20 protein-coding genes and 1 pseudogene are annotated in these 23,909 nt (G+C 69.8%); 7 read left to right on the top strand and 14 right to left on the bottom strand.

What is annotated here, in order from left to right; all coding sequences use genetic code 11:
- Positions 1–16: 16 nt before the first annotated feature.
- Genes G6N25_RS20005 through G6N25_RS19990 form a run of 4 tightly spaced genes read right to left on the bottom strand, consistent with a single transcriptional unit; the run spans position 17 to position 5,040 of the window.
- On the bottom strand, positions 17–1,432 hold the full coding sequence (locus G6N25_RS20005; RefSeq protein WP_083072572.1) for an FAD-dependent oxidoreductase: 1,416 nt from the start codon (positions 1,430–1,432) through the stop codon (positions 17–19).
- A gap of 33 nt (positions 1,433–1,465) precedes the next feature.
- Positions 1,466–1,924 (bottom strand): hypothetical protein, encoded by a 459-nt coding sequence (locus tag G6N25_RS20000; protein ID WP_083072446.1) that lies wholly within the window; start codon positions 1,922–1,924, stop codon positions 1,466–1,468.
- Positions 1,914–2,420 (bottom strand): pyridoxamine 5'-phosphate oxidase family protein, encoded by a 507-nt coding sequence (locus tag G6N25_RS19995; protein WP_083072445.1) that lies wholly within the window; start codon positions 2,418–2,420, stop codon positions 1,914–1,916. The genes G6N25_RS20000 and G6N25_RS19995 overlap by 11 nt, the downstream gene beginning before the upstream one ends.
- Positions 2,421–2,433: 13 nt before the next feature.
- Positions 2,434–5,040, bottom strand: coding sequence for a helix-turn-helix transcriptional regulator (locus tag G6N25_RS19990; protein ID WP_083072571.1), 2,607 nt, complete (start codon positions 5,038–5,040; stop codon positions 2,434–2,436).
- A gap of 170 nt (positions 5,041–5,210) precedes the next feature.
- Between G6N25_RS19990 and cobG the strand changes: the two genes are divergently transcribed.
- From cobG to G6N25_RS19975, 3 genes are read left to right on the top strand one after another with little or no spacing between them, the layout of a single operon-like run.
- The gene (gene cobG, locus G6N25_RS19985; RefSeq protein ID WP_083072444.1) at positions 5,211–6,320 is read left to right on the top strand and encodes a precorrin-3B synthase; all 1,110 of its coding nucleotides are present in this window, start codon (positions 5,211–5,213) and stop codon (positions 6,318–6,320) included.
- A 9-nt stretch (positions 6,321–6,329) separates the two neighbouring features.
- On the top strand, positions 6,330–6,956 hold the full coding sequence (locus G6N25_RS19980) for a precorrin-8X methylmutase (protein WP_083072443.1): 627 nt from the start codon (positions 6,330–6,332) through the stop codon (positions 6,954–6,956).
- On the top strand, positions 6,953–8,425 hold the full coding sequence (locus G6N25_RS19975) for a precorrin-2 C(20)-methyltransferase (protein WP_083072442.1): 1,473 nt from the start codon (positions 6,953–6,955) through the stop codon (positions 8,423–8,425). The genes G6N25_RS19980 and G6N25_RS19975 overlap by 4 nt, the downstream gene beginning before the upstream one ends.
- 71 nt (positions 8,426–8,496) lie before the next feature.
- On the opposite strand, the gene G6N25_RS19970 is transcribed toward G6N25_RS19975, so the two are convergent.
- Positions 8,497–10,053, bottom strand: coding sequence for a PPE family protein (locus tag G6N25_RS19970; RefSeq protein WP_083072441.1), 1,557 nt, complete (start codon positions 10,051–10,053; stop codon positions 8,497–8,499).
- 153 nt (positions 10,054–10,206) lie between these two features.
- Here G6N25_RS19970 and G6N25_RS24240 point away from each other — a divergent pair.
- Both G6N25_RS24240 and sigC read left to right on the top strand, forming a co-directional pair.
- Positions 10,207–10,842, top strand: a pseudogene (locus G6N25_RS24240) (DUF2275 domain-containing protein); the annotation flags it as partial.
- A gap of 186 nt (positions 10,843–11,028) precedes the next feature.
- Entirely contained in the window at positions 11,029–11,592 is a 564-nt protein-coding gene (sigC, locus tag G6N25_RS23980) for an RNA polymerase sigma factor SigC (protein WP_232065970.1), read from the top strand.
- 142 nt (positions 11,593–11,734) lie between these two features.
- Here sigC and G6N25_RS19960 read toward each other — a convergent pair whose 3' ends face one another.
- From G6N25_RS19960 to G6N25_RS19945, 4 genes are read right to left on the bottom strand one after another with little or no spacing between them, the layout of a single operon-like run.
- On the bottom strand, positions 11,735–12,466 hold the full coding sequence (locus G6N25_RS19960; RefSeq protein ID WP_169924605.1) for a cobalt-precorrin-6A reductase: 732 nt from the start codon (positions 12,464–12,466) through the stop codon (positions 11,735–11,737).
- A complete protein-coding gene (gene cobM, locus G6N25_RS19955; protein ID WP_083072570.1) occupies positions 12,463–13,218 on the bottom strand; it encodes a precorrin-4 C(11)-methyltransferase in 756 nt (251 codons plus the stop codon). Before cobM ends, G6N25_RS19960 begins: the two co-directional genes overlap by 4 nt.
- Positions 13,215–14,387, bottom strand: coding sequence for a precorrin-6y C5,15-methyltransferase (decarboxylating) subunit CbiE (gene cbiE, locus G6N25_RS19950; RefSeq protein WP_083072438.1), 1,173 nt, complete (start codon positions 14,385–14,387; stop codon positions 13,215–13,217). The genes cobM and cbiE overlap by 4 nt, the downstream gene beginning before the upstream one ends.
- On the bottom strand, positions 14,384–15,133 hold the full coding sequence (locus G6N25_RS19945) for an SDR family NAD(P)-dependent oxidoreductase (protein ID WP_083072437.1): 750 nt from the start codon (positions 15,131–15,133) through the stop codon (positions 14,384–14,386). The genes cbiE and G6N25_RS19945 overlap by 4 nt, the downstream gene beginning before the upstream one ends.
- Before the next feature lie 35 nt (positions 15,134–15,168).
- Here G6N25_RS19945 and G6N25_RS19940 point away from each other — a divergent pair, with 35 nt between their 5' ends.
- On the top strand, positions 15,169–15,579 hold the full coding sequence (locus G6N25_RS19940; RefSeq protein ID WP_083072436.1) for a F420-dependent biliverdin reductase: 411 nt from the start codon (positions 15,169–15,171) through the stop codon (positions 15,577–15,579).
- 12 nt (positions 15,580–15,591) lie between these two features.
- Here the strand turns inward: G6N25_RS19940 and G6N25_RS19935 are convergent, their stop codons facing one another.
- The 3 genes from G6N25_RS19935 to G6N25_RS19925 all read right to left on the bottom strand — a co-directional run bounded on the left by G6N25_RS19935 (position 15,592) and on the right by G6N25_RS19925 (position 19,323).
- A complete protein-coding gene (locus G6N25_RS19935; RefSeq protein ID WP_083072569.1) occupies positions 15,592–15,807 on the bottom strand; it encodes a hypothetical protein in 216 nt (71 codons plus the stop codon).
- A 43-nt stretch (positions 15,808–15,850) separates the two neighbouring features.
- Positions 15,851–18,115, bottom strand: coding sequence for an ADP-ribosyltransferase (locus G6N25_RS19930; protein ID WP_083072435.1), 2,265 nt, complete (start codon positions 18,113–18,115; stop codon positions 15,851–15,853).
- Between the two features lie 80 nt (positions 18,116–18,195).
- Positions 18,196–19,323, bottom strand: coding sequence for a M24 family metallopeptidase (locus G6N25_RS19925; protein WP_083072434.1), 1,128 nt, complete (start codon positions 19,321–19,323; stop codon positions 18,196–18,198).
- Between the two features lie 24 nt (positions 19,324–19,347).
- Between G6N25_RS19925 and G6N25_RS19920 the strand changes: the two genes are divergently transcribed.
- A complete protein-coding gene (locus tag G6N25_RS19920) occupies positions 19,348–20,313 on the top strand; it encodes a 5'-3' exonuclease (RefSeq protein ID WP_083072433.1) in 966 nt (321 codons plus the stop codon).
- Position 20,314: 1 nt separating this feature from the next.
- Here G6N25_RS19920 and G6N25_RS19915 read toward each other — a convergent pair whose 3' ends face one another.
- Both G6N25_RS19915 and G6N25_RS19910 read right to left on the bottom strand, forming a co-directional pair.
- Positions 20,315–21,040, bottom strand: a complete 726-nt coding sequence (locus tag G6N25_RS19915) for a DUF4333 domain-containing protein (protein WP_083072432.1) — start codon at positions 21,038–21,040, stop codon at positions 20,315–20,317.
- A gap of 80 nt (positions 21,041–21,120) precedes the next feature.
- Complete coding sequence (locus G6N25_RS19910; RefSeq protein WP_083072431.1) at positions 21,121–23,886, bottom strand: DEAD/DEAH box helicase; 2,766 nt, start codon at positions 23,884–23,886, stop codon at positions 21,121–21,123.
- Between the last annotated feature and the right edge of the window lie 23 nt (positions 23,887–23,909).

Below are 23,909 nucleotides of genomic sequence, written 5' to 3'. Positions count from 1 at the left end.
CCCTTTCTCTTTGCGATTAGGTATCGACCTGTGCCGCTGTGACACCGGCCGCCACTGTTCCGCCGCACCCCTCGTCAACGGACCGCATCTCCGTCGGCCGGTGGCCTTTAGCGCGCATGACGCGAAGCAGAATAGACGGACGCAGCAACCGAGCCGGTGGATCGATCATTGCGGTCACCCGCATGAACTGGCCGGCGACGACGGGATCCGTCTCAACGGCACTCAGCACCCGCTCGAGGAAGGCGTTGGTGATTCGCATGGATATCGGTCGCGGTCCTACTACTTCCGGAAGATTCAAGTCAGATCCAACGGCAGTCTGCCAGGCCACGCGCACTTTCCTGGCAGAGGCGCGGAAGAAGCGTCGCGTCAGGCCGCGATCCCCGCGGCGCAGACAATCACGCAACACCGTCGCCTCAATCGCCGCCACCGTCATGCCTTGTCCGTAAATAGGATTGAAACTGCAAACCGCGTCGCCGACGACCAGCAGACCATCGGGTGTCCGGCGCATCTTGTCGTAACGCCGCCAGCGGTTGGATGGAACGCGATGGTGAACCACCTCACCCAGAGGCTCGGCCGTTCGTATCGCTTCCAGCACGTGCGCGGGAGCGAAATCGGCTGCGAACCTGAGCATGTCAGCACGCTGGCGCGGCGGCTCGGCTCCTGCCAGGGTGCCGACACCGAACATCCAGGTGTCGTTTTCGTAGGTCGTGAACCCGAACATCTTCGGCCGCCCCGGCTCGGGGAACAGCGCAATCATGTACTCCCTTACGGCGCCCGGCGTGATGCGCAGCAGTTGACAAGCGTAGGCGAGCTGCACCGTCAACTCGTCCTCCGGAGGACGGCCATAGCCGAGTTCCTCGAGAAAGACCGGCGTGCGAGATCCCCGGCCGGTCGCGTCGACGACGAGGTCGGCAGTCAGCGTCTTCCTGCGGTCGGCGGCTCGATCCGTCACGCTCACCCCGGTGACGCGGCCACGATCCGCGGTCGCCGTCAGGCCGACCAGGTCGTGGCCTTCGAGAAACATCACGTTGGGGATCGCCTTCGTGCGCCTGCACACATTCCATTCAAGGAGCGGCCGGCTCGGAAACCAGATCACCGGTGAATTCGGCGCTCTGCCGGAGCGCACCGCTTGATGCCCACCAACCGATAACCACAGCTTCGATAGGTCGCCGTCATCCCAGCTGCCGACGCCCGAGGCCGCGAGTTCGTCCACAAATCCGGGAAACAGTTCGTCGAGGATCTGCGTACACCGCGCGAGCGCGGCGTGGATCAGCCTGCCTTGCGGGACGCCGTGCCTGTTCACCGGGTCGAAGGGCAGGACGTCTCGCTCGACCACCGTCACCCGGTCGTAGAAGTCGGCCAGCACGCGGGCTGCCAGCAGGCCGCCCATACTCGCACCCAGCACCACCGCATGACCACCGCGCTTGTCCATCCGCGCAGTGTCCTGCGCTGTGGGCGGGGCCACCTAGAGTAGGCGGCTACTCGATTTTGCTGAAGCCCTGTCACGAAGCACCTGAAGGGCCTTCCAGTTCACCGTTGGCGCCTCCAAACCACGTTGGTCGAGGTAGCGGCGTCCCGCTCTGCGCATGTCGCGAGCCAGGCGCCAGAAAACGCCAAGCTGTGAAGCCGGCGGCCGGTGGAAGCCGGTGGTGATGAACACCCACCGATCAGCTCGACGCTCAAGCCTGCCTTTTATTTGAATTTGCTTGATGTTCCACAGCTTTTCGTCGTGCGAGTGGCACAGGACGATCGCCGGTCCTGCGCTGACGGAAAGACCGCGCGGCCACACGACGGTGAACTCGCCGGTTGCCTCGTCGTAGCAAGGTGTCATCTGGCGAATGCTGACGGGATAGCCAGCGGGGTCGAGTGCGGTGACCATCGCTTCATCGAACTTGGCCAGCCCCTTGGCCGCGTCAGACCACATCCCGCAGCTCCGTCACGTCGACCTGCTGAGGCGGCTCGGTGAAATCGCGTGTTGGCCATAGGTAGGCGCGGCGCGGTGTCACGTGGATGAGGATCCGCATGCAGTAATACGGAAACAACAGCCGGCCCAGCCGACCGACCATGAAGGAAGAGCCTTGCGGCTGGCGGGCGAACACCGTTTCGGCCAGCTCGGCGAGATCTGGCTCCGACGAGACGTCAGCCACGATGCGATCCTCCGAAACGGCATCGCCCTGAATCAGAACGGCGCCCGGCTTGGTGACGCCCGATCCGGTCGGGTCGGAGAACAGCAAGCTCACCTTTGGGTTGCGCCGGACATTCACCGCCTTCTGCGGGAGGCCGATGTTCGTCGCAATCAGGAAACGACCGTCCTTGAGCAATAATGGGGTTACCGGCCAGGTTTGCGGTGAACCGTTGCTCAGCGTGGTGAACTCACAGGTCCGATACTCGCGGATTATCCGAACGACGTCAGGGTCCATTGGGCACCGCCTGCTATGCGCCGGATCCAGCCGACTTCATCAGTCGCGCAAGCTGTTCGCGGCTTTGGATATCGAGTTTGGCGAAGATTCGGTAAAGGTGTCCATCCACGGTCCGCACCGAAACGGACAGGCGATCGGCGATCTCACGGTTGGACAACCCAGCCGAAACCATTGTGGCGACTTCACGTTCGCGGTCGGTGATGGGTAAAGGTTGCGTGGCCGCATCGATCGCCGGCGAGTGCAGCCCGAGCTTGCCGACCAGCCAATGCGCCCGTGCCGACGATTCCAACTCCTTGGCCCGCGCACCCGACCGGGCATGCTCGCGGGCGGCCTGGGCCGCCGCGTCCGCCGCCAGTGCCATCGCGCCGAGATTCGAAAACCGGTCGGCGACCCGGTCGAGCAGGTCCGCGTCGTGTTCGGCCAGGGCGCGCGCGTGCACCGCGACGGCATCGGCAAGCGGGGTGTCAAGGGTGCGGGCAAGCTCCGCCAGCCTCGCGGCTTGCGATCGATCGCCGAACCGAACGGCGGTATGCAATGCGCGCATCTCGACAGCACACATCCCCGAATGTCGCGCGATCTCCGCGGCGCGAATGACATGCCGCCGCGCCGAACTCGTTCGGCCACCGGATGCCTCGACCCACGCGCGGGCGAGCTCGAGTTCCGGCAGGAACACCGCAACTTGGGGTCCATTAGCGTCCTCGGAAAGCTTCAGCGCCGATGCCGCGACGTCGGAATGTCGTTGTCCGGCTTCGGCTTGCGCCAGCAATGCGGACACCAGCATCAAGAATCCGGACGGGAAACCCGTCGACATCGCTGTCACCGACTCGTGTAACGCCTCACCGGCCAGGGCCAGCGCGCCGCGGGCGAGGTTGACCACGCCCGCAACCGCTTTCACGATCGCTTCGGCCTCGCGCACGCCGGCGGCCAGGACCGCGTAGCGCTCCCGCACCGGATCGGCTCCCGGCAGATCCCCGGCGGCGATCAGCGCCATGGCCTCCGCCAGCCCCATGGCGAACCGTTGGGGCCCGGAGTCGCCGAGCGCTGCCGCACGAAAACCCGCGTCGGCGATGCGATGACACTCCGCGAAACGCCCGGACAGCGCGAGCGCCCAGGAGGTTGACATGGCCGCCCACACCGCCGCGGGCGGTGCAGGCTCCGACTCACACAGCGCCGATCCCAACGTAATGGCCTTCGACATGTAGCCGGAGAAGAACGCGAATGACACCTCCATGGACAACACCAAACCAAGCATGGCCTTGGACTCGACGCGGTCCTTGACGTTCGCCAACACCGTGCGGGCCGCGTCGACCCGGCCGCAGCCCCAAAACAGGTTCGCCGCGCGCAAGCAACCCCATCGCACGGTCAACAACTCATCGGCGACGCCGGGGGCGAAGGACGCCAACACGGCCTCCGCCTCATCCCCGCGTCCCTGCCAGCTCACCGCCTCGGCAAGGAGGATCGCCGCCGGCAAGCCGCCGCCCCGATCGAACGCAAAGCGAGCCAATTGCTCCCCGTAGATGACGTTCGACATGGTGACGGCGCTCGCCGCCGCATCGATGATCACTTCGAGATCAGGCGGCAGATCGCTGTGCATCATCAACTGGGCCAGTTGAATCCGGACCCGCACGTCCGCGGGTTGCGTGTCCGAGTCGGCGCGCTGCTGAAGTTGTTGTGCGAGAATGGTATTCAGTTGTCGCGTGCGTGCGGCACCAGCCCGGCGAATCGCGGCTTCGCCGATCACCGGGTGATTCAGCCGCGCCACGGTGTGCGCACCGTCGGCGACGAACTGGATCAAACCCCGTCGCTCCAGGCGCGCGACTGAGTCTGCGTCGCAGACCGCCTGCAACACATGCCAATCCAGGACTTCGGCAGTGGCGATTACCTCGATGACTTTCAGCTCCTCGGGCGCCAACGACCGCAACCGGAACTCCACCAGGTCGTAGAGCTCGTCGTCGCCGCGCAGCGGACCGTGCAATTGCCAGCCCGCGCCCGTCCGCACCAGCACACCGCTCTCCCGACCGGCGCTCATCAGACCGCGAAGCAGCAGTAGGTTACCCGCGGTTCGATGGTGCAGTTCGTCGATGAGCCGGCCGTCCACCTCAGCCCCGAGAACGGCTCGGGCCAGCTCGCCGACCTGTTCCGTGGTGAACGGCTTGACGCTCAGTGGGAGCAACAACCGTTCTTTCCACAGCGACGTCACTGCGTCGGGAGCCAGGTCTTCCGTGCGGACCACCACGATCAGCTGGATTTTTCCGCTGACGGCGAGCTGATTCACCAGTGTCGCCGACAGCGGATCCAGCAACTGGGCGTCGTCGACGACGATGACCAGGTTCTCTTCTTGCTCCAGCGATCGATGAGCGGCGGCCAGCATCACGGCGGGCTCATGCGTCGCGTCGACGGTCAACGAGCGATAGAACGCCCCCAGCGGAATCGCCCTGCCCGTCTCGGTGCCCAACACGAAGCGCACGGCCTGGCTCCTGGAAGCCAAGATTTCGGCAAGGGCGCGGGCGAGCGTCGACTTGCCAACCCCGCTCTCGCCCAGCAAAGCGACACCGCAAACCTGCGCATCGGAATCAAAAGCCGCCAGCGCCCGAGCAAGCTCGACGTCGCGGGCGACCATCGGCCACTTCACTCCGTGCTCCATTTGCACCGAAAGCCGAACCTCCCGGGCGACCTTTTAGGCAGAGGCTACCGTCACCGCGCCGGGCGCCAGCAAAAAATCGGAAAGTTGATATTTTTCTGCCAAACCCTTGCCCGGTGTCGGCAGCCGCCGGAGTCGTACGGTGAACCATGCCCAGAGCCCGCGACGCCGACGCCTGCCCGGGCGCGCTGCAGGTGCACCGGGCCGCCGACGGCGCGCTCGTCCGGGTCCGGCTGCCCGGCGGCACGATCACCGCCGCCCAGTTGGCGACCCTGGCCCGCGCCTCGAGCGAGTGTGGCTCGGCAACGCTCGAGCTGACGGCCCGCGGCAACGTGCAATTGCGCGGCATCACCGACGTGACCGCCGTCGCCGACGCGGTCGCCGGGGCCGGGCTGCTGCCCTCGGCGACCCACGAGCGGGTCCGCAACATCGTCGCCTCCCCGCTGTCCGGCCGGGTCGGCGGGCGCGCCGACGTGCGGGCGTGGGTGGGCGAGCTGGACGCGGCGATTTGCGCCGAGCCCGAGCTCGCCGAGCTGGGCGGCCGGTTCTGGTTCGGCCTCGACGACGGCCGCGCCGACGTCTCCGGACTGGGCGCTGACGTCGGCGTGCACGCGCTGGACGACGGCGCGGCGCTGCTGTTGGCGGGGCGGGACAGCGGTGTCCGGCTGGCCGTCGGCGACGTGGCCGAGACGCTGGTCGCAATCGCCTCGCGGTTCGTCGAGGTGCGCGGAAAGGCTTGGCGCGTCAACGAATTGGCCGACGTTGCAGCGTTGTGGCCCGGCGTCGAACTCGGCGCCGCCTTTCCACCCGTCACCAAGCCGCCGGTGGGCTGGATCGGCCAGGATGACGGCCGGGTCGCGCTGGGCGCCGCGGTGCCGCTCGGGGTCCTGCCGGCACGCGTGGCGGAATGCTTGGCCTCGATCGGTGCCGCGGTCGAGGCGCCGCTGGTGATCACGCCGTGGCGGTCGGTGCTGGTGTGCGACCTCAGCGAGGAAGCGGCGGACGTCGCACTCCGCGTGCTGGCGCCGTTGGGCCTGGTGTTCGACGAGAACTCCCCCTGGCTGACCGTCAGCGCCTGCACCGGCAGCCCCGGGTGCGCGCACTCGGCCGCCGACGTGCGGGCCGACGCCGCGCGGGCGATGAGCGTCGATTCGGCCGTGCACCGCCACTTCGTCGGCTGCGAACGCGCCTGCGGCAGCCCGCTTGCCGGCGACGTGCTGGTCGCCACCGGAGACGGATACCGACTGTTCAGGTCTTAGGGTGAGCGGGTGCTCGACTACATCCGCGACGCGGCCGAGATCTATCGCCAGTCGTTCGCGGCCATCCGCGCCGAGGCCGACCTGAGAAGGTTCCCGGATGACGTGGCACGGGTCGTGGTCCGGTTGATCCACACGTGCGGGCAGGTCGACGTCGCCGAGCACGTCGCCTACACCGGCGACGTCACAGCAAGGGCCAGCGCGGCGTTGAACGACGGTGCCCCCGTGCTGTGCGATTCGTCGATGGTGGCCGCCGGGATCACCGCCGCGCGGCTGCCGACCGGCAACGACGTGGTGTCGCTGGTGGCCGATCCGCGCGCGGCCGAGCTGGCCGCACGCCGGGACACCACCCGCTCGGCGGCCGGCGTGGAGCTGTGGGCCGACCGGCTGGGCGGCGCGGTGCTGGCGATCGGCAACGCGCCCACCGCCCTGTTCCGGCTGCTGGAGCTGATCGACGAGGGGGCCTCCCCGCCCGTCGCGGTGCTCGGCGGCCCGGTCGGGTTCGTCGGGTCGGCGCAGTCCAAGCAGGAGCTCATCGACCGTCCGCGCGGCATGTCCTACCTGGTGGTGCGGGGGCGTCGCGGCGGCAGCGCCATGGCCGCGGCGGCCGTCAACGCGATCGCGAGCGACACCGAATGACCGCGCGGGGCACGCTGTGGGGCGTCGGGTTGGGGCCCGGCGACCCGGAGCTGGTGACGGTCAAGGCCGCCCGGGTGATCGGCGAGGCCGACGTGGTGGCCTATCACAGCGCCCCGCACGGTCGCAGCATCGCCCGCGGAATCGCGCAACCGTATCTGCGGCCCGGTCAGATCGAGGAGCACCTGGTCTATCCGGTGACCACCGAGGCGACCGACCATCCCGGCGGCTACGCCGGCGCGCTCGAGGACTTCTACGCCGACGCGACGCGGCGCATCGCCGACCACCTGGACGCCGGGCGCGACGTGGCGCTGCTCGCCGAGGGCGACCCGCTGTTCTACAGCTCCTACATGCATCTGCACACCCGGCTGACGCGGCGGTTCGACGCCGTCATCGTGCCGGGCGTCACGTCGGTGAGCGCCGCCTCGGCGGCCATCGCGACGCCGCTGGTGGCCGGCGACGAGGTGCTGTCGGTGCTGCCGGGCACCCTGCCGGTCGCCGAGCTGACCCGGCGCCTGGCCGACGCCGACGCCGCGGTGGTGCTCAAGCTGGGCCGCTCGTATCACAATGTCCGCGAAGCGCTTTCGGCGTCCGGACAACTCGACGACGCGTTCTACGTCGAGCGCGCCAGCACCCCCGGACAGCGCATCCTGCCCGCCGCGGAGGTCGACGAGGCCGGCGTGCCGTACTTCTCGCTGGCCATGCTGCCGGGCGGACGCCGCCGCCAAGCTGCGACCGGCGGCGTCGCGGTCGTGGGCCTTGGGCCCGGCGACATCGACTGGATGACGCCGCAGAGCCGACGCGAGCTGGCCGCCGCCACCGATCTCGTCGGCTACGCCGGCTACCTGGACCGCGTCCCCGTGCGCGACGGCCAGCGGCGCCATCCCAGCGACAACACCGACGAACCCGCGCGCGCCCGGCTGGCGTGCACGCTGGCCGAGCGGGGGCACGCCGTCGCGGTGGTCTCGTCGGGCGACCCTGGCGTGTTCGCGATGGCCACCGCCGTGCTGGAGGAGGCCAAACAGTGGCCGGGCGTGCGGATCCGGGTGATTCCGGCGATGACCGCCGCGCAGGCCGTCGCCAGCCGGGTCGGCGCCCCGTTGGGCCACGACTACGCGGTGATCTCGCTGTCCGACCGGCTCAAACCGTGGGATGTGATTTCCGCGCGGCTGGCCGCCGCGGCCGCCGCCGACCTCGTGCTGGCCATCTACAACCCCGCGTCGAAGACGCGGACGTGGCAGGTCGGCGCCATGCGCGAGGTGCTGCTGGCCCACCGCGAACCCGGCACGCCGGTGGTGATCGGCCGCGACGTGTCCGGACCCGGCGAGGACGTCCGCGTCGTGCGGCTGGCCGACCTCGACCCCACCGAGGTCGACATGCGCTGCCTGCTGATCGTCGGGTCGTCCCAAACCCAGTGGTACTCAGACGATTTCGGTGACCGGGTGTTCACCCCTCGGCGCTATCCCGCCTGAGGACTCACGCGTACGGCCGGTAAGGGTTTTGCCGTAGCGCACCGGCCAGATGAACGGCATTGCTGGGCGGATCAGGAGGACTGCATGGCGCCCCAGCTGCTCGGCAGCATCGGCAGGGTCGGGCCGTCGCTCAGCCCGTCGCCGCCCAGCGTCGCCAGCCCGGTCGCCGCCGGGACACCGGACTTGGCCGCCGCCCCGGCGAATCCGAGCGGTCCCGCGCCCTCGTCCGACGCCGCGGCGTACGCCTCCGACGCGAAGTCCAGCTCTTGGTCCAGGTCCATGTATTCGTAGCGGCGGCCGCGGACCTTCGCGGTCGCCCCGAGCCGGCGACGGCGCCGCGTCCGCTCGCGGGCCGACACGGCGGCGGCCTCCGAGGCGTCGGCGTCGTCCGGCGCCGGTTCCTCGGACTTCCGGCGTGCGCGAGCGCCGGCGCCGCCGCGGGCCGACAATCCCGACAGGCCCACCGCGTATAGGACGTCGGACATGCCCGCGCCGATTCCGCCGGCGGCCGTCGGGCCGAAACCCACCCCGTACCCGGCCCCGGCGGGTCCCCCACCGATCGCCGGGGCCGGAGTCGACACCGAGGGGCCGGGAATGGTGGGGCCGCTGCTCGCGGCCGCCGGGACGGCGCCCGGCGCCGCGGGGGCCTGCGCGGCGCCCACGGGCGCCGGCGCCGCCGCGGCCGCTGACAGGGGCGTGGCCACGGAGACCGGAACCGCGATGCCGGTGGCACCCGCGGCGGCCGCGACACCCGCGGCGCCCGCGACGGGAAGAGCGGCCGCGGCCAGGACCGGGGCCGCCTCCGCCACGGGCAACATGAGCACCAACGTGTGAAAGACGGTCCAGGCCATCGCGGAGGCTAACGTCGGCGAAAGTCCGGGGATGTTCGCCAACAGCGTGGAGCTGACCGAGCTGGTAAATGCGTGCGCGTTGATGGGCCACCCATTGGGGTAGATCAGCTCGCCCAGCGGCTGGGCGAAACCCTGGGTGTAGTCGGTGAGCAACGCCGCGAGCTGCTTCTGAAATGACGCGCTCAGGTCGCTTAGCGACGTCGCCTGTTGCTGGGCGGCCGCTTGGGCCTCGCCACCCGGGGCGACGATCTGCGGCGCGGGCGTGGCCGGCGGCACAGCCGCCAGCGCGGATTCGGCGACGGCCTGATAGGTGGTCATCGTCGCGGCCGCCTGCAGCCACATGCGCGCGTAGTCGGCCTCGTTCACCGCGATGGGGATCGTGTTGATGCCAAAGAAGTTGGTTGCCACCAACGCCGCGTGAATGGCGTGGTTGGCGGCGAGTTCGGCCAGCGTCGGCATGGCGGTCAGGGCGGCGGTATACGCGCCGGCCGCCGCCTCGTGCAGCGCGGCCGCGGCCGTGCTGTTGGCGGCGCTCTCCAGCAGCCAGCTCAGGTAGGGTGCGTGCGCCGCCACGTACCGTTCCGCGCTGGGTCCCTCCCAGGCGCCCGCCTGCACCGCGCCTAACAGGCCGGTGAGCTCGTCTGCCGCGGCGGCATATTCGGTGCTCAGGGACGACCAGGACCCGGCGGCCGCCAGCAGCGGTCCGGGGCCGGGGCCGGCGCTCAGCAGCGCCGAGTGCACCTCCGGCGGAAAGGCGATCCAAATCGGGGCCGTCATCGCCGGGCGGCTCCGGAAACGAGCAGGGACACGAATACCCCTTCGGTGGATGTCGTGGCGGTGGGCTGCCGCTGCGTTCCTCCAGTGGTCGGATCGGCGCACGGTTTAGTTCCCGCGGTCCGTTTTCCCAAGTCCTTTGCGTGCGGACCGGGCATGCGCAACGATGCAGGGATGCGGTGTGACGTTGCGCGTGAGGCGCTGTCTGCGCGATTGGACGGCGAGCGTCCCCACGTGCTCGCGCAGCAGGTCGACGCCCACCTGGAGTCGTGCGGCGGTTGCCGCGCCTGGCTGATCGGTGCCGCGGTGCAGACCCGGCGGCTGGCCTCGTTCGAGCCCGGCCAGGGACCAGACCTGGTCGAAAAAATCATGGCGAGCATCGGTGAGCAGGCCCGCGGGTACGACCGCTGGAAGCGCCGACTGCGCTCGCACTACCGGCGCTGGGGGCTGATCGGGGTCGGCATGTTCCAGGTGGCGATCGCGGCCGCCCAGATCGCCGGGATCGATTTCGGCATGGTGTCGAGCCACATGCACGGCGCGATGTCCGGTGAGCATCTGATGCACGAGTCCACCGCATGGTTGCTGGCGTTGGGCCTGGCCATGATCGCCGCGGGCGTGTGGCCCGTCGCGGCGATCGGGGTGGCGGCGATCACCGGCGTGTATTCCGTCGCGCTATTGGGTTACGTAATCGTCGACGCCTTCGCCGGTGAGGTGACCGCGACACGGATCGCCAGCCACATGCCCCTCCTGCTGGGCGTGGTGTTCGCGTTGCTGGTGGCGCGGGAACGGACGGCAACGCGGGGTTCGCGAACCTCCGATGCCTCCGACGCCGGCCTCGAATACCGCGCCGGGCCGCCGGAGTCACGCGCCGGTCGGCGACGCGGGCATCTCTGGCCGATCGACCGCTCCGCCCCGGTCGCAGGATCTACGACGACCGGTCGTAGACTGGCCGGGTCCGCCCAACTAAGGTGGTTGCTCATGACCGCGTCAAGCGACGACGAGGCCGTCACCGAGCTCGCCTTGGCAGCCGCGCGCGGGAACCAAAGGGCGCTCGAGGCATTCATCAAGGCCACGCAGCAAGACGTCTGGCGGTTTGTCACCTACCTGTCCGACGCGGGCAACGCCGACGACCTGACGCAGGAAACCTTCCTGCGGGCGATCGGCGCCATCGAGCGGTTCTCCGGACGCTCGACCGGCCGCACCTGGCTGCTGGCCATCGCGCGCCGCGTCGTCGCCGATCACATCCGCCACGCCCGGTCCCGGCCGCGCACCGCGTCCAGCACCTATCCCGACCACCTCGTCAGGGGCAACCGCCACTCCCGCGGATTCGAGGACCTGGTCGAGGTGACCACCATGATCGCCGGCCTCACCACCGAACAGCGGGAAGCCCTGCTGCTCACGCAGCTGCTCGGACTGCCTTACGCCGACGCCGCGGCGGTGTGCGGGTGCCCGGTGGGCACCATCCGATCCCGCGTCGCCCGCGCCCGCGACGCGCTGCTGGCCGACACAGAAAGCGACGCGCGCGACGACCTGACCGGTTAGTGGTCTCGCCCATAGGTTGGTCGCGGCCCGACTTGACGCGCCGAGACTGCGGTGGGAGCGACCGCGAGCCGAAAAGCCTAGCGCTGAACGCAGACTCGATGTCAACGATATCTGTAAGACCACCAGCCGGTAGCGATCGCCACTATAGGCCCAGTCCGGCAACCCAATTGGCGGCCTCTGTAACGCTGCCCACCGCCGTCACCCCGACAGGCAGGGGCGGGCGGGCGACCATCACCACCGGAACGCCCAACGCGGCGGCGGCGTCCAGCTTCGCCCGGGTCATGTCTCCGCCGCTGTTCTTGGTGACCAGGGTGTCGACGCGGTGCTCGCGCAGCAGGGCCAGCTCGTCGTCGTAGCGATACGGGCCGCGCGACAACAGCAGCTGGTGATGGCGCGGCAGTGCGGCGGCGTCCGGCGCGGTGACCGCGCGGATCAAAAACCACGCGCCGCTGTCGGCGAAGGCCGCGGCGCCCGAACGGCCCGTGGTGAGAAAGACCCGCGAATAGCCTTGCCGCGCGACGGCTTCCGCCGCTGCGATGTCCGAGTCGACGACGATCGCGTCGCCGGGATCCCACGCCGGGCGGGCCAGCACCACATGCGGCATCCGCAATTCGGCGCACGCCGCGGCGGCGTGCGCCGTCATGGTCGCGGCGAACGGGTGGGTGGCGTCGACGACCGCGTCGATGCGTTCGTCTTGCAGCCACCGCCGTAGCCCGTCGACGCCGCCGAATCCACCGATGCGCACCGGTCCCACCGGCAGGGCCGGATCCGGCACCCGGCCGGCCAGCGAGCTGATGACGTCGACGCGCGGGTGCAGGGCCTTCGCCAGCGCGCGCGCCTCCGCGGTGCCGCCGAGCAGCAGGACCCGCATCAGTGCCGACTCCCCCGGGTCCGCCCGGTCGAGTACAGGTAGCTGTCGGTGAATCCCTCGGCGGCCAGCACGTCGCCGACGATGATCACGGCGGTCTTGGTGATGTGCGCGTCGCGCATCTGCCCGGCGATGCCGGCCAGGGCGCCGCGCAGCACGGTCTGCCGCGGCCAGCTCGCGAAAGCCACCACGGCGGCGGGTGTTTCGGCCCGGTAGCCGCCCGCTATCAGTTGCGGGACGATGGCGTCGATCTGGGCGGCGGCCAGGTGCAGGACCAGGGTGGCGCCGGATTGGGCGAGGGTGGCCAGCTCCTCGCCGGGCGGCATGGGGGTCGACAGGGTCGCCACCCGGGTGAGCGTCACCGTCTGCGCCACGCCCGGGACGGTGAGTTCGCGTTTGAGAGCGGCCGCGGCCGCGGCGAAAGCCGGTACGCCCGGGACGATTTCGTAGTCTATGCCCAGCGCGTCGAGCCGGCGGCATTGCTCGGCCAGCGCGCTGTACAGCGACGGGTCACCGGAGTGCAGCCGCGCCACGTCGTGGCCCGCGGCGTCGGCGGCGGCGAGTTTGGTGACGATCTGCTCGAGCGTCAAGGGGCCTGTGTCAACGATTTTCGCGTCGGGGGGGCAGAGCGCCAGCAGGTCGTCGGGCATGATCGAACCCGCGTAGAGGCATGTTGCGCACCTTTGCAGGAGCCGTTGCCCGCGGACGGTGATGAGGTCGGCGGCGCCCGGGCCGGCGCCGATGAAGTACACCGTCACCGGGTCACCGCCCATTGGGTGACCGGCATCTGGGGGCGCCATCCGGTGAAGCTGCCGAGCGGTTCGCCCCGATAGTGCTGGAAGCGCCGCAGATCGCCGCCGTAGCGGGAGTGTGCTTGCGCTAGAAGGGATTCCGATTCGGCGGTGACGGCGTTGGCGATGAGGCGGCCGCCGGGGGGCAGGTGGTCGAGGCAGGCGTCGAGCAGCCCGGGCCGAGTCAGGCCGCCGCCGATGAAGATCGCCGCCGGTGCTTCGGCGCCGTCGAAGGCGTCCGGCGCCTCGCCGCGCACGTCGATTTCCAGGCCGAAGGCGGCGGCGTTGGATTCGATGTTGCGGCGGCGTCGCTCGTCGCTCTCGAAGGCCACCGCGCCGCAGCCCCGCCAGCTGCGGCACCACTCCACGCTGATGCTGCCCGAGCCCGCGCCGACGTCCCACAGCCGCTCCCCCGGCCGCGGCGCCAGGGCCGCCAGGGTCACCGCCCGGATCCCGCGTTTGGTGATCTGCCCGTCGTGGACGAACGCGTCGTCGGGCAGGGGCGACACGCGCTCGTCGGGCAGGTAGCGAACGGCGATCACGTTGAGATCGTCGACGTCGGGCGGCGCGTCGGCGGCCCACCGGCGTGCGGTGCCGTCGCGGCGGTGTTCGGTTGGGCCGCTGAGGTTTTCGAGCACGCTGATCGTGGAGTCGCCGCGGCCGTGCGCGGTGAGCAGCGCGGCCAGTTCCCGGGGTGTGGATCCGTTTTTCGACAGCACGATCGCCTGGCCGCCGCGGCGCACCGCGGTGTGCGGCTGCGCGGTGACCAGGCTGATCACCTCGGTGTCGTGGGCGTTCCAGCCCATCCGCGCGCACGCCAGCGCCACCGAGGACACGTGCGGCAGCACCCTGACCCTTTCGGGGCCGTGCAGCCGGATCAGGGTGCCGCCGATGCCGTGCAGTAGTGGGTCGCCGCTGGCCACCACGTGGATGTCTTGGGTGTGGTCGTCAAGCAGGGTTCGCAGTGCGGGCAGCATCGGCGACGGCCATTCCCGGCGCGGCGCGGCCACGGTGTCGTCGAGCAGGTCAAGCTGCCGTCTGGAACCGTAAACGACCGTGGCCCTTCGTAGTTCGGCGCGTGACGTCTCGGCGAGCCCCGTCATGCCGTCGGCGCCGATGCCGACAACGACGATCATCGCGGCATCCTGCGCCAGACGAACTGCGGCAGCAGCCGCATCACGAAGAACGTCGGCCGCAGCGCCCACGGGATCCACACCATGCGACGGCCTTTGGCCAGCGCCCGCGCGGTCGCGGCGGCCACCCGTTGCGGGGTGCTGGACAGCGGCGCGGGTGTCATGCCCTCGGTCATGCGCCCGATGACAAATCCCGGGCGCGCGATCAGCAGCCGCACCCCGCTGCCGTGCAGCGCGTCGGCCAGCCCGCCGGCGAAGCCGTCCAGGCCGGCCTTCGCCGAGCCGTACACGTAGTTGGCGCGGCGCACCCGAACCCCGGCAACCGAGGAGAACACCACCAGCGAGCCCCGGCCGGCCGTGCGCATCGCAAGGGCCAGGTGGGTGAGCATGCTGACCTGGGCGACGTAGTCGGTGTGCACGATGGCGACCGCGTGCGCGGCGTCGGCCTCGGCGCGGGCCTGGTCGCCGAGGATGCCGAAGGCCAGCACCGCCGTGCCGATGGGCCCGTGGTCGTTGACGATCGAGGCGATGAGCGGTCCGTGGGAGGTCAGGTCGTCGGCGTCGAATTCTTTGGTGTGTACCGCCTTCGCGCCGGCTTCTCGCAGCGTGGCGACCTGGGCGTCGAGCCGATCGGCTTTCCGCGCCGCCAGCACCACCGTCGCCCCGCGCGCCAGGTGCCGCGCCAGCTCGATGCCGATCTCGCTGCGTCCGCCGAGGATTAGTAGCGGCCCCGCGCCCGTGTCGTCCACGGCTGCGATTATCACCTGCGCTAGCGTGGGCGGTGATGGCGAATACCACTACCCGGCTGACCGACGAGGCGCTGGCATTCCTGTCCGAGCGGCACCTGGCCATGCTGACCACGCTGCGGGCCGACAATTCGCCGCATGTGGTGGCGGTGGGTTTCACCTTCGACCCCAACACGCACATCGCGCGGGTCATCACCACCGGCGGTTCCCAGAAGGCGGTCAATGCCGACCGCGCGGGGGTGGCCGTGCTCAGCCAGGTGGACGGGGCACGGTGGCTGTCGCTGGAGGGCCGGTCGAAGGTGAACGGCGACGCCGACGCCGTGCGTGATGCCGAGCTGCGCTACGCCCAGCGCTATCGCACCCCGAGACCCAACCCGCGACGGGTGGTCATCGAGGTTCAGGTGGAGCGGGTGCTCGGGTCGTCGGATCTGCTGGACCGGGGCGAGTAGTTCCGAGAACAGCTACTTTTGTCTCCGAGGGTCATACTCGGTACCCGAAATGTCATCCCAAAACTTTGGTGACACTTCTGTAGCACGATCTTCCGGCGCGACGGCGTTTATTTTTTCTTCAAACTCATCAAATTGCTTTTGTATGCGCGCCAACTCCTCTTCCGTGGGAGGAGTAACGCCTGCTTCTTCGGCCGTCATAAATATCTTTCCGGCGATCTCCCTGCTCACTTTAGAACTCCCATCTTCCACTACCTTTCCGGATCGCATTGATCTAGCGTTCGGCCATGCGTATAACTGCCCTGCCCGTTACCGGATCTATTGTCTTGCTTACGACATAAAATCGAGTACCAGCGGGAAACAGTATCTCTTGCTCGGCGGGGAATGTCGAGACAGACGAAATATCTCGCCCTGTGCTGGACAGAATCCGAAACTCTACGTTCCCAGCGAACATTGGCGACCGCGCCACAGACGTATTCACTGTGGTGCTCATAAAGCCTTTTTCTATAATGTATTCGCCAGGTCGATACTGGGCAAGCACTTCGGGCGGCAGATTTGTACCACGAACCACCGACCCCTCATACGGGGGAAGCTTGTCGAGTGCGCTCTTTAGCGCCTCCACCCGAGCACGTTGGGACGCGTCCAAAATATCGCTCCTTAACGCGTCGTTTAGGTCCATGTGACCGAACCCAGTGTAGTGGGTGAATGCCGACAGATCATCCGACGTCAACATGTCGGCAGGGCCCGGGTGGTGGATGCCCTGCGGACCCCCGTCGCCATGCCCGTGCCAGCCGCCACCCGGTCCCGGCGGTTCCGGTGGCCGGCCTCCCGGGGGCGTGAAATGGGGCGCCGCAGCCGCGGGCGCCGGCTGCGTCGGGTGCGCAGCGGCCGCGGATTCGACGGGAGATCCGCCGGGCGATACCGGCACCGGAACCGGCGAATGTTCGGCCAGTTGCTTCATGACCAAGGGCGGCTCGGGCGACCGTGGCCCCGGCGCGGCGTCCGGCGGGCGGGGTGCCGACTCGACGGGCACCTCCGGCGGCTTCGCCGCCGGCAAACCCACCGGGCGGCCGCCGACCGGCGGTTCGACCTTGGGCAGCTTCCCGGTAAGGCCTTCGAGGTCTTTGGTCAGGCCGCCGCCCGTCCCGGCGATGTCGGCCAGTGCGCCTCGAGCGTCGGTCAGACCCGCGAGCCCGCCGGCACGCTCTGCCGTGCCGGCGGCGTCCGCCGCGGCCTCGGCGCCGCGCGCGGCCGCCCCACCGCCTTCCGCCGCGACGCCGGCCTCCCCACCCCCGGGAACAAACAGCATCGCGACGTCGAAGATGTTTTCGCCGAGCCCCAGTCCCGGCCGGGCCGTGCTCCAATCATCAAGGTGCAGCAAGGATTTGAATTGCTGCAAGTACGCCTGCCCGGCCTCTTGGGGGTTGATGAACGCGTTGACCGCGCTCGCCTTCATCATGTCGGTCCACATCGCCGACGCGCCCTTGGGATCCAGGAGGAACCAGCGTGGGTCCAGATCGACCATGCCTTCGACCGTGCCCGCGGCGCCCTTGAGAATGCCCTCGCCGGTGTTGACGAAGAAATCGAGATTGGTCGCCACCGCGTTCCCGACCCGCTCACCCAAAAACTGGGTGAGCTTGCCGCGCATATATTTCTCGAAATCGACGACGAGGCCGTCGCCGATCCGCATCAGCAGCTTCGTTCCCTGTTCGAAGGCCCGCGCCTGCCGCCCCAAGTTGTGCAGCACGCCGTTGATGTCGTTGGCGATCTTTTTGATCTCGTCGATCGCGTCGCCTTTGATGATCAACATCACGTCGTGCCCCAGGTCGGCCAGGGACCCCAGCCGGTGCAGCAAGTCCCGGATCGTGTTTTGGGCGCTCTCCACCTCGTCGGCGAAATCGTCGAGAGTGGTGGCCAGCTTTCCGCTCTGCTCGCCAAGCCCCGAGGCGTAGCCGCCTATCTGCGACAGAGCCTCATCGATCTTTCCGCCTTCGGGGATCTGCTGCGCGTCCCAGAGCGACTTCGACGCGTTGAGCGCGCCCTGCATCGCGCTCGCCGCGGCGCCGAAGCCGCGCCAACGGGCGGCGACCACGTGCAGCCCCGCCGCATCGCCGTCGGGCCACACATCGTCGACGAAGGATTCCACCACCGCCCAAAGCAGCGGCGGCGGCCGGCCTGGGCCCAACGTTCCGGGAGGTCCGGGGGCCGCGACCTTGGTCGGCTCGACCGGCGCCTGCACCACGCCGGCACCGCCGCCCAGCGTCGAGGCCGCTTCGGCCTTCGAGTAGTTCGACGCGCATTGCTGTATCAGGGCGCCGCTGTGGCGGCACGCGTTGATCGCGGCCGCCGCGGCCTTCACCAGCGACTCTGCCGCCTCCTGATATGCCAGGCCGAACACCTCGCCCGCCACGTCGTGGCCGGTGTTGGCCGCAAAACCCGACGTCAGCACGGTCAGATTCGCGGCCAGCCCATCGCCCGCGGCGACCGCGGCGCCGCCCGCGGCGAACAACGCCTCAGGATCGACCACCAGCGGAGCCACGCGCCGAATTCTCGCCCAGGTCGTCGCGCGCCGCTATTCACCCAATTCGCACCGGATCGCGGCCGCTCACCGGGGTGCCGCTAGGCCGGGGAAACCACGATCAGCTCGTGCGGCCGATTGTTGACGGCCAGGGCGCCGTCCTCGGTGACGACGACGATGTCCTCGATGCGGGCGCCCCACCGGCCCGGAAAGTAGATGCCCGGCTCGACGGAGAAGGCCATGCCCGCGGCCAACGGCAAGTCATTGCCGGCGACGATGTAGGGCTCCTCGTGAACCGACAGCCCGATGCCGTGGCCCGTGCGGTGCACGAAAAACTCCACGAGCCCGGCGTCGGCCAGCACGTCGCGGGCGGCGGCGTCGACCTGCTCGGCGGTCACCCCGGGACGCACGGCGTCGCAGGCCGCGCGCTGGGCGCGTTGCAGCACCGAATAGTGTTGTGCCACCTCGGATTTTGGTTCACCGATGCTGTAGGTTCGGGTCGAATCGGAGTGGTAGCCGGGCTCGTACGTGCCGCCGATGTCGACGACGACGATGTCGCCCACCTCAAGTTCTCGGTCCGAATAACCGTGATGCGGGTCGGCGGCGTGCGGGCCGGAGCCGACGATGATGAACGCCACGTCCGAATGGCCTTCGGCGACAATGGCTTCGGCGATGTCGGCGGCGACGTCGGCCTCGGTGCGGCCGGGGCGCAGAAACTCCGGCACGCGGGCATGCACCCGGTCGATGGCCGCACCGGCCTTGCGCAGCGCGTCGATCTCGCATTCCTCCTTGACCATCCGCAGCCCGCGCAACACGTCGGTGGCCAGGACCGGCTGCACGCCGAATACATCGGCCAGCGGCAACAGGTGCAGCGCGGGCATGGAATCGGTGACGGCGGTCGTGGCGGGGCCACCGCCCAAACCGTCACCTACCAACCGGTACGGGTCGTCGCCGTCGACCCAATCCCGCACCGCCAGGCCCAGTTCCGCGGCGGCCGACCCCTTGAGCGAGGCCAGCTCCAGCCGGGGCACCACGACCGTCGGGTCGCCGGAGGCGGGCACCACCAGCGCGGTGAGCCGCTCGAACGTCTGGGCGCGCGAGCCGATCAGGTAGCGCAGGTCGTAGCCCGGGGTGATCACCAGCCCGGTGAGGCCGGCGTGGGCGGTCGCCGCGGCCGCCGCGGCCAGGCGACGCGCGTACACCCCCGCGTCGAATCGGTGAGAATCCATGGCAGCCAGGCTAACCTGGCCGGCATGCCCGCACCCGCAGCCAAGTTATTGCTGCTCGACGGCCCCAGCATGTGGTTCCGCTCGTACTTCGGGGTTCCGTCGTCGATCACCGCCCCCGACGGCCGGCCCGTCAACGCCGTGCGCGGATTCCTCGACTCGCTGGCCGTGGTGATCACCAGCCAGCGACCCAGCCGGCTGGTGGTGTGCCTCGACCTGGATTGGCGGCCGCAGTTCCGGGTGGACCTGATCCCGTCCTACAAGGCGCATCGGGTCGCCGAACCCGAGCCGCAGGGCGAGCCCGACGTCGAGGAGGTGCCCGACGAGCTGACACCGCAGGTCGACATGATCATGGAGCTGCTGGACGCGTTCGGGATCCCGACGGCGGGCGCAGAGGGTTTCGAGGCCGACGACGTGCTGGGCACGCTGGCGGCACGGGAACGCGAGAACCCGGTCGTGGTGGTCAGCGGCGACCGCGACCTGCTGCAGGTGGTGACCGACGATCCCATCCCGGTTCGGGTGCTCTACCTGGGCCGCGGGTTGGCCAAGGCGACCCTGTTCGGGCCCGCCGAGGTCGCCGAACGCTATGGCGTGCCGCGGGATCGGGCCGGGCCGGCCTACGCCGAACTCGCGCTGCTGCGCGGCGATCCGTCCGACGGGCTGCCCGGTGTGCCGGGCGTCGGCGAGAAGACGGCGGCCACCCTGCTGGCCCAGCACGGTTCGCTGGATCGGATCCTGACGGCCGCCCACGACCCAAAATCCACGATGGCCAAGGGCTTACGCGCGAAACTGCTGACCGCGACCGACTACATCGAGGCCGCAGGCGCGGTGGTGCGGGTGGCCACCGACGCGCCGGTGGCGCTGTCGACGCCCACCGACTCCCTGCCGCTGGTGGCCGCCGACCCCAAACGCACCGCGCGGCTGGCGACCGAGCTGGGCGTCGGGTCGCCGATCGCCCGCTTGCAGAAAGCGCTCGACGCGCTGCCCGCGTGACCTACTGCGGCCGGCCGACCTCGTAGGTGCCCTTGTTGTCCTGGAAGGTCACCGTCACGTGCTTTTGCGCGCCGTCGATGCTGACGTCGCAGTCGAAGGTGCCGCCCTTCTTGACGACGGGATTCTGGCCGTGGTTGCACTTGACGTCCTTGACGTTCTTGGCGCCGTAGCCATTCGTCTCGTCGCTGAGGACCTGCTGCACGCCGGCCTGGGCCTTGTTGATGTCCAGTTTGGTCGTGACGAAAAACCCGGGCTCCCAGAAGCCGAGCACCAGCACGACCGCGACGAGCAGAAAGGCGACCACGCCTACGACGCTGCCGATCAGCGCCATCGAGCGCTTCCTCCCCGGTTGCTCGTAGGGCGGGTACTGCTGCGGGTATTGACCGTATTGACCGGGCGGCGCGTACTGGCCCGGCTGGCCGTACTGGCCCGGCTGCGGGTACTGGCCGTATTGGCCGGGCTGGGGGTACTGGGTGGGCTGCGGGTACTGCCCGGGTGGCGCGTAGCCGGGCTGCTGTGGATACTGCTGCGGGTATGCCTGCTCGGCCGGCTGTTGGTATTGCGGATACTCGGCGGGCGGCGTGTACGCCGGGGCCTGCCACGTCGCCTCCTGGCCCGGCTGCTGCTGCCAGGGCGATCCCACCTGGGTCGGTTCCGAGGGCCGATCGGCGCCCTGACCCGGCGGTTGCCACTCGTGGCCCGGGTCCGATCCCTGCGGTCCGCTCATCGTTTCTCCTCAGTCCCCGTGTGTCTTAACCGAAGTCGTCCGGTTCTCGTTTACCGATGTAACGGTAGCTCGGGCCCAGCCTACCCGGCGTCAACAGCGACGACGCCGCGCCGAACGTCATTGATGGCGCGCTTGGCGGTGGCCCGAAGCTCCGCGTCCGGTGCGGCGTTGCGGACCTGGTCCAACAGGTCGAGCACCTGGCGGCACCACCGCACGAAGTCCCCCGCCGACAATCCTTGTTGGAGCGAACCGGCGCCGGTCGCGTCGGCGGCGGCCAGCGCGGCGGCCAGATCCGCGGTCCGGGCCCAGCGGTAGATGACGTTGACGAAGCCGTCGTCGGGTTCGCGGCTCGGGGCGATCCGGTGCGTCTGCTCGTCGGCGCGCAGCGCGGTCGACAGCCTCGACGTCTGCTGCAACGCCTGCCGCAACCGCTGGGTGGGCGCCTCGGCGGCAGATGCGCCGCTGGAAGCGTCACCGCCGCGGGACTCGTACAGCACCGCCGAGACCACCGCCGCCAGCTCGGCCGGGTTCAGTCCCTCCCACGCGCCGGTGCGCAGGCATTCGGCGACCAACAGGTCGCTTTCGCTGTAGATGCGGGCCAACAACCGGCCGTCGTCGGTGACGTGGGGATCTTCGGCCGGGCCCTGGATGAAGTCGCGCTCGGTGAGCAGGCCCACGATGCGGTCGAACGTCCGGGCCAGCGAGTTGGTGGCGGCGGCCACCTTTTTCTCCAGCTGCGCGTTGTCGCGTTCGATGCGCAGGTAGCGCTCGGCCTCGCGCATCTTGGACTCGAGGCCCGCGCCGTTGTGCGCGGGATGCCGACGCAGCTGCGCCCGCAACGACGCCAGCTCCGGATCGTGAAAGCCGTCCGCGTCGCCGCCGCGCCCGGCCCCTCTGCGCCCGGACGGGACGGTCAGCCCGGCGGCGGCGGACCGCAGCGCCAGGGCCAGGTCGCGCCGGACCCGCGGCTGGCGGTGCTCCACCCGCTTGGGCAACGACATCGAGCCGACCGGCGCGGACGCTCCCGAGTAGTCGGCCGACGAAATCCGGCCAGCCCATCGGTGTTCGGTGAGCACCAGCGGGCGCGGGTCGTCGCCGTCGCGGGCCGACTCCAGGACCACCGCCAGGCCGCCGCGCCGGCCGCGGTCGATCGTGATGATGTCGCCACGACGCAGCGCGGCCAGCGCGTCGCTGGCCGCCTGCCGCCGTTGCAGCCGCGACGCGCGCGACTGCGCGCGCTCCAGCTCGGAAATCCGCGCGCGCAGCCTGGCGTATTCGAAGATCGGCGCGTCCGGTCCGCCCAGCCCGGCGGCGATCTCGTGGAGCATCCGGGTGCCGCGCTCGATGCCACGGACCAGGCCGACGACGGAACGGTCGGCCTGGTATTGGGCGAACGACTGCTCCAGCAGCTGATGGGCCTGCTCGGGGCCCATCCGGTGGACCAGGTTGATCGTCATGTTGTACGACGGCGCGAACGAGCTGCGCAGCGGGAAGGTCCGGGTGGAGGCCAGGCCGGCGACGGCGGACGGCTCGGTGGTGTCCTCGCCGGGGTTCCACAGCACCACCGCGTGGCCCTCGACGTCGATGCCGCGCCTGCCGGCGCGGCCGGTCAGCTGCGTGTACTCCCCCGGCGTCAGCGGCACGTGCTGCTCGCCGTTGAACTTCACCAGCCGCTCGAGCACCACCGTGCGCGCGGGCATGTTGATCCCGAGCGCCAACGTTTCGGTGGCGAACACGGCCTTGACCAGCCCGGCGGTAAACAGCTCCTCGACCGTGTGCCGAAACGCCGGCAACATGCCGGCGTGGTGGGCCGCCAACCCGCGCAGCAACCCCTCCCGCCACTCGTAGTAGCCGAGCACCGCCAGGTCGGCGTCGGCGAGATCTCCACAGCGGTGGTCGATGACCTCCGCGATCCGCGCGCGCTCCTCCTCGGTGGTCAGCCGCAGCGGCGACCGCAGGCACTGGGCGACCGCGGCGTCACACCCGGCCCGGGAGAACACGAACGTGATCGCCGGCAACAGCCCCTGGGAATCCAGGATCGCGATCACCTCCGGCCGCGACGGCGGCCGGTAGAAGCGCGACCGGCCGGAGGCCCCGCGCCCGCCGGCCCCCCGGCGGGGTCCACGCCAGTCCGACATCCGGTCCGCCTCGCGGCGATGGGCGATGTGGCGCAACAGTTCCGGGTCGACCCGCGATTTGTCGACTTCGGAGCCGTAGTCGAACAGGTCGAACAGGCGCTTGCCCACCAGGACGTGTTGCCACAGCGGCACCGGCCGGTGCTCGTCGACCACCACCGTCGTGTCGCCCCGCACGGCCTGGATCCAGCCACCGAACTCCTCGGCGTTGCTCACCGTCGCCGAGAGGCTGACCACCCGCACCTCGTCGGGCAGGTGCAGGATCACCTCCTCCCACACCGGGCCCCGCATCCGGTCGGCCAGGAAATGCACCTCGTCCATCACCACGTGGGAAAGCCCTTGCAGCGCGGGCGAATCGGCGTAGAGCATGTTGCGCAGCACCTCGGTGGTCATCACCACGACGGGCGCGTCGGCGTTCACCGACATGTCTCCGGTCAGCAGCCCGATCCGGTCGCGGCCGTAGCGCGCCGTCAGGTCCGTGTGCTTCTGGTTGCTCAGGGCCTTCAGCGGCGTGGTGTAGAAGCACTTGCCACCCGCGGCCAGCGCCAGGTGCACGGCGAATTCGCCGACCACCGTCTTGCCGGCGCCCGTCGGCGCGCAGACCAGCACGCCGTGGCCGCGTTCCAGCGCCGCGCAGGCCCGCTGCTGAAAGTCGTCGAGCCTAAAGGGCACTTCCGCGGCGAACCGGGCCAGCTCGGCCAGCTCCGTCACGCCGCCGCCGCGGCGCGCGAGGG

This window comes from Mycobacterium heidelbergense, from assembly GCF_010730745.1.
In the GTDB taxonomy this organism is placed as follows: domain Bacteria; phylum Actinomycetota; class Actinomycetes; order Mycobacteriales; family Mycobacteriaceae; genus Mycobacterium; species Mycobacterium heidelbergense.
This window is presented reverse-complemented; position numbering and strand designations above follow the sequence as displayed.

Coding starts and splice junctions, on each gene's coding strand:
- G6N25_RS20005 (WP_083072572.1), bottom strand. CDS start 1,432: ATGGACAAGCGCGGTGGTCATGCGGTGGTGCTGGGTGCGAGTATGGGC.
- G6N25_RS20000 (WP_083072446.1), bottom strand. CDS start 1,924: ATGTGGTCTGACGCGGCCAAGGGGCTGGCCAAGTTCGATGAAGCGATG.
- G6N25_RS19995 (WP_083072445.1), bottom strand. CDS start 2,420: ATGGACCCTGACGTCGTTCGGATAATCCGCGAGTATCGGACCTGTGAG.
- G6N25_RS19990 (WP_083072571.1), bottom strand. CDS start 5,040: ATGGTCGCCCGCGACGTCGAGCTTGCTCGGGCGCTGGCGGCTTTTGAT.
- cobG (WP_083072444.1), top strand. CDS start 5,211: ATGCCCAGAGCCCGCGACGCCGACGCCTGCCCGGGCGCGCTGCAGGTG.
- G6N25_RS19975 (WP_083072442.1), top strand. CDS start 6,953: ATGACCGCGCGGGGCACGCTGTGGGGCGTCGGGTTGGGGCCCGGCGAC.
- G6N25_RS19970 (WP_083072441.1), bottom strand. CDS start 10,053: ATGACGGCCCCGATTTGGATCGCCTTTCCGCCGGAGGTGCACTCGGCG.
- sigC (WP_232065970.1), top strand. CDS start 11,029: ATGACCGCGTCAAGCGACGACGAGGCCGTCACCGAGCTCGCCTTGGCA.
- cbiE (WP_083072438.1), bottom strand. CDS start 14,387: ATGATCGTCGTTGTCGGCATCGGCGCCGACGGCATGACGGGGCTCGCC.
- G6N25_RS19940 (WP_083072436.1), top strand. CDS start 15,169: ATGGCGAATACCACTACCCGGCTGACCGACGAGGCGCTGGCATTCCTG.
- G6N25_RS19925 (WP_083072434.1), bottom strand. CDS start 19,323: ATGGATTCTCACCGATTCGACGCGGGGGTGTACGCGCGTCGCCTGGCC.
- G6N25_RS19920 (WP_083072433.1), top strand. CDS start 19,348: ATGCCCGCACCCGCAGCCAAGTTATTGCTGCTCGACGGCCCCAGCATG.
- G6N25_RS19915 (WP_083072432.1), bottom strand. CDS start 21,040: ATGAGCGGACCGCAGGGATCGGACCCGGGCCACGAGTGGCAACCGCCG.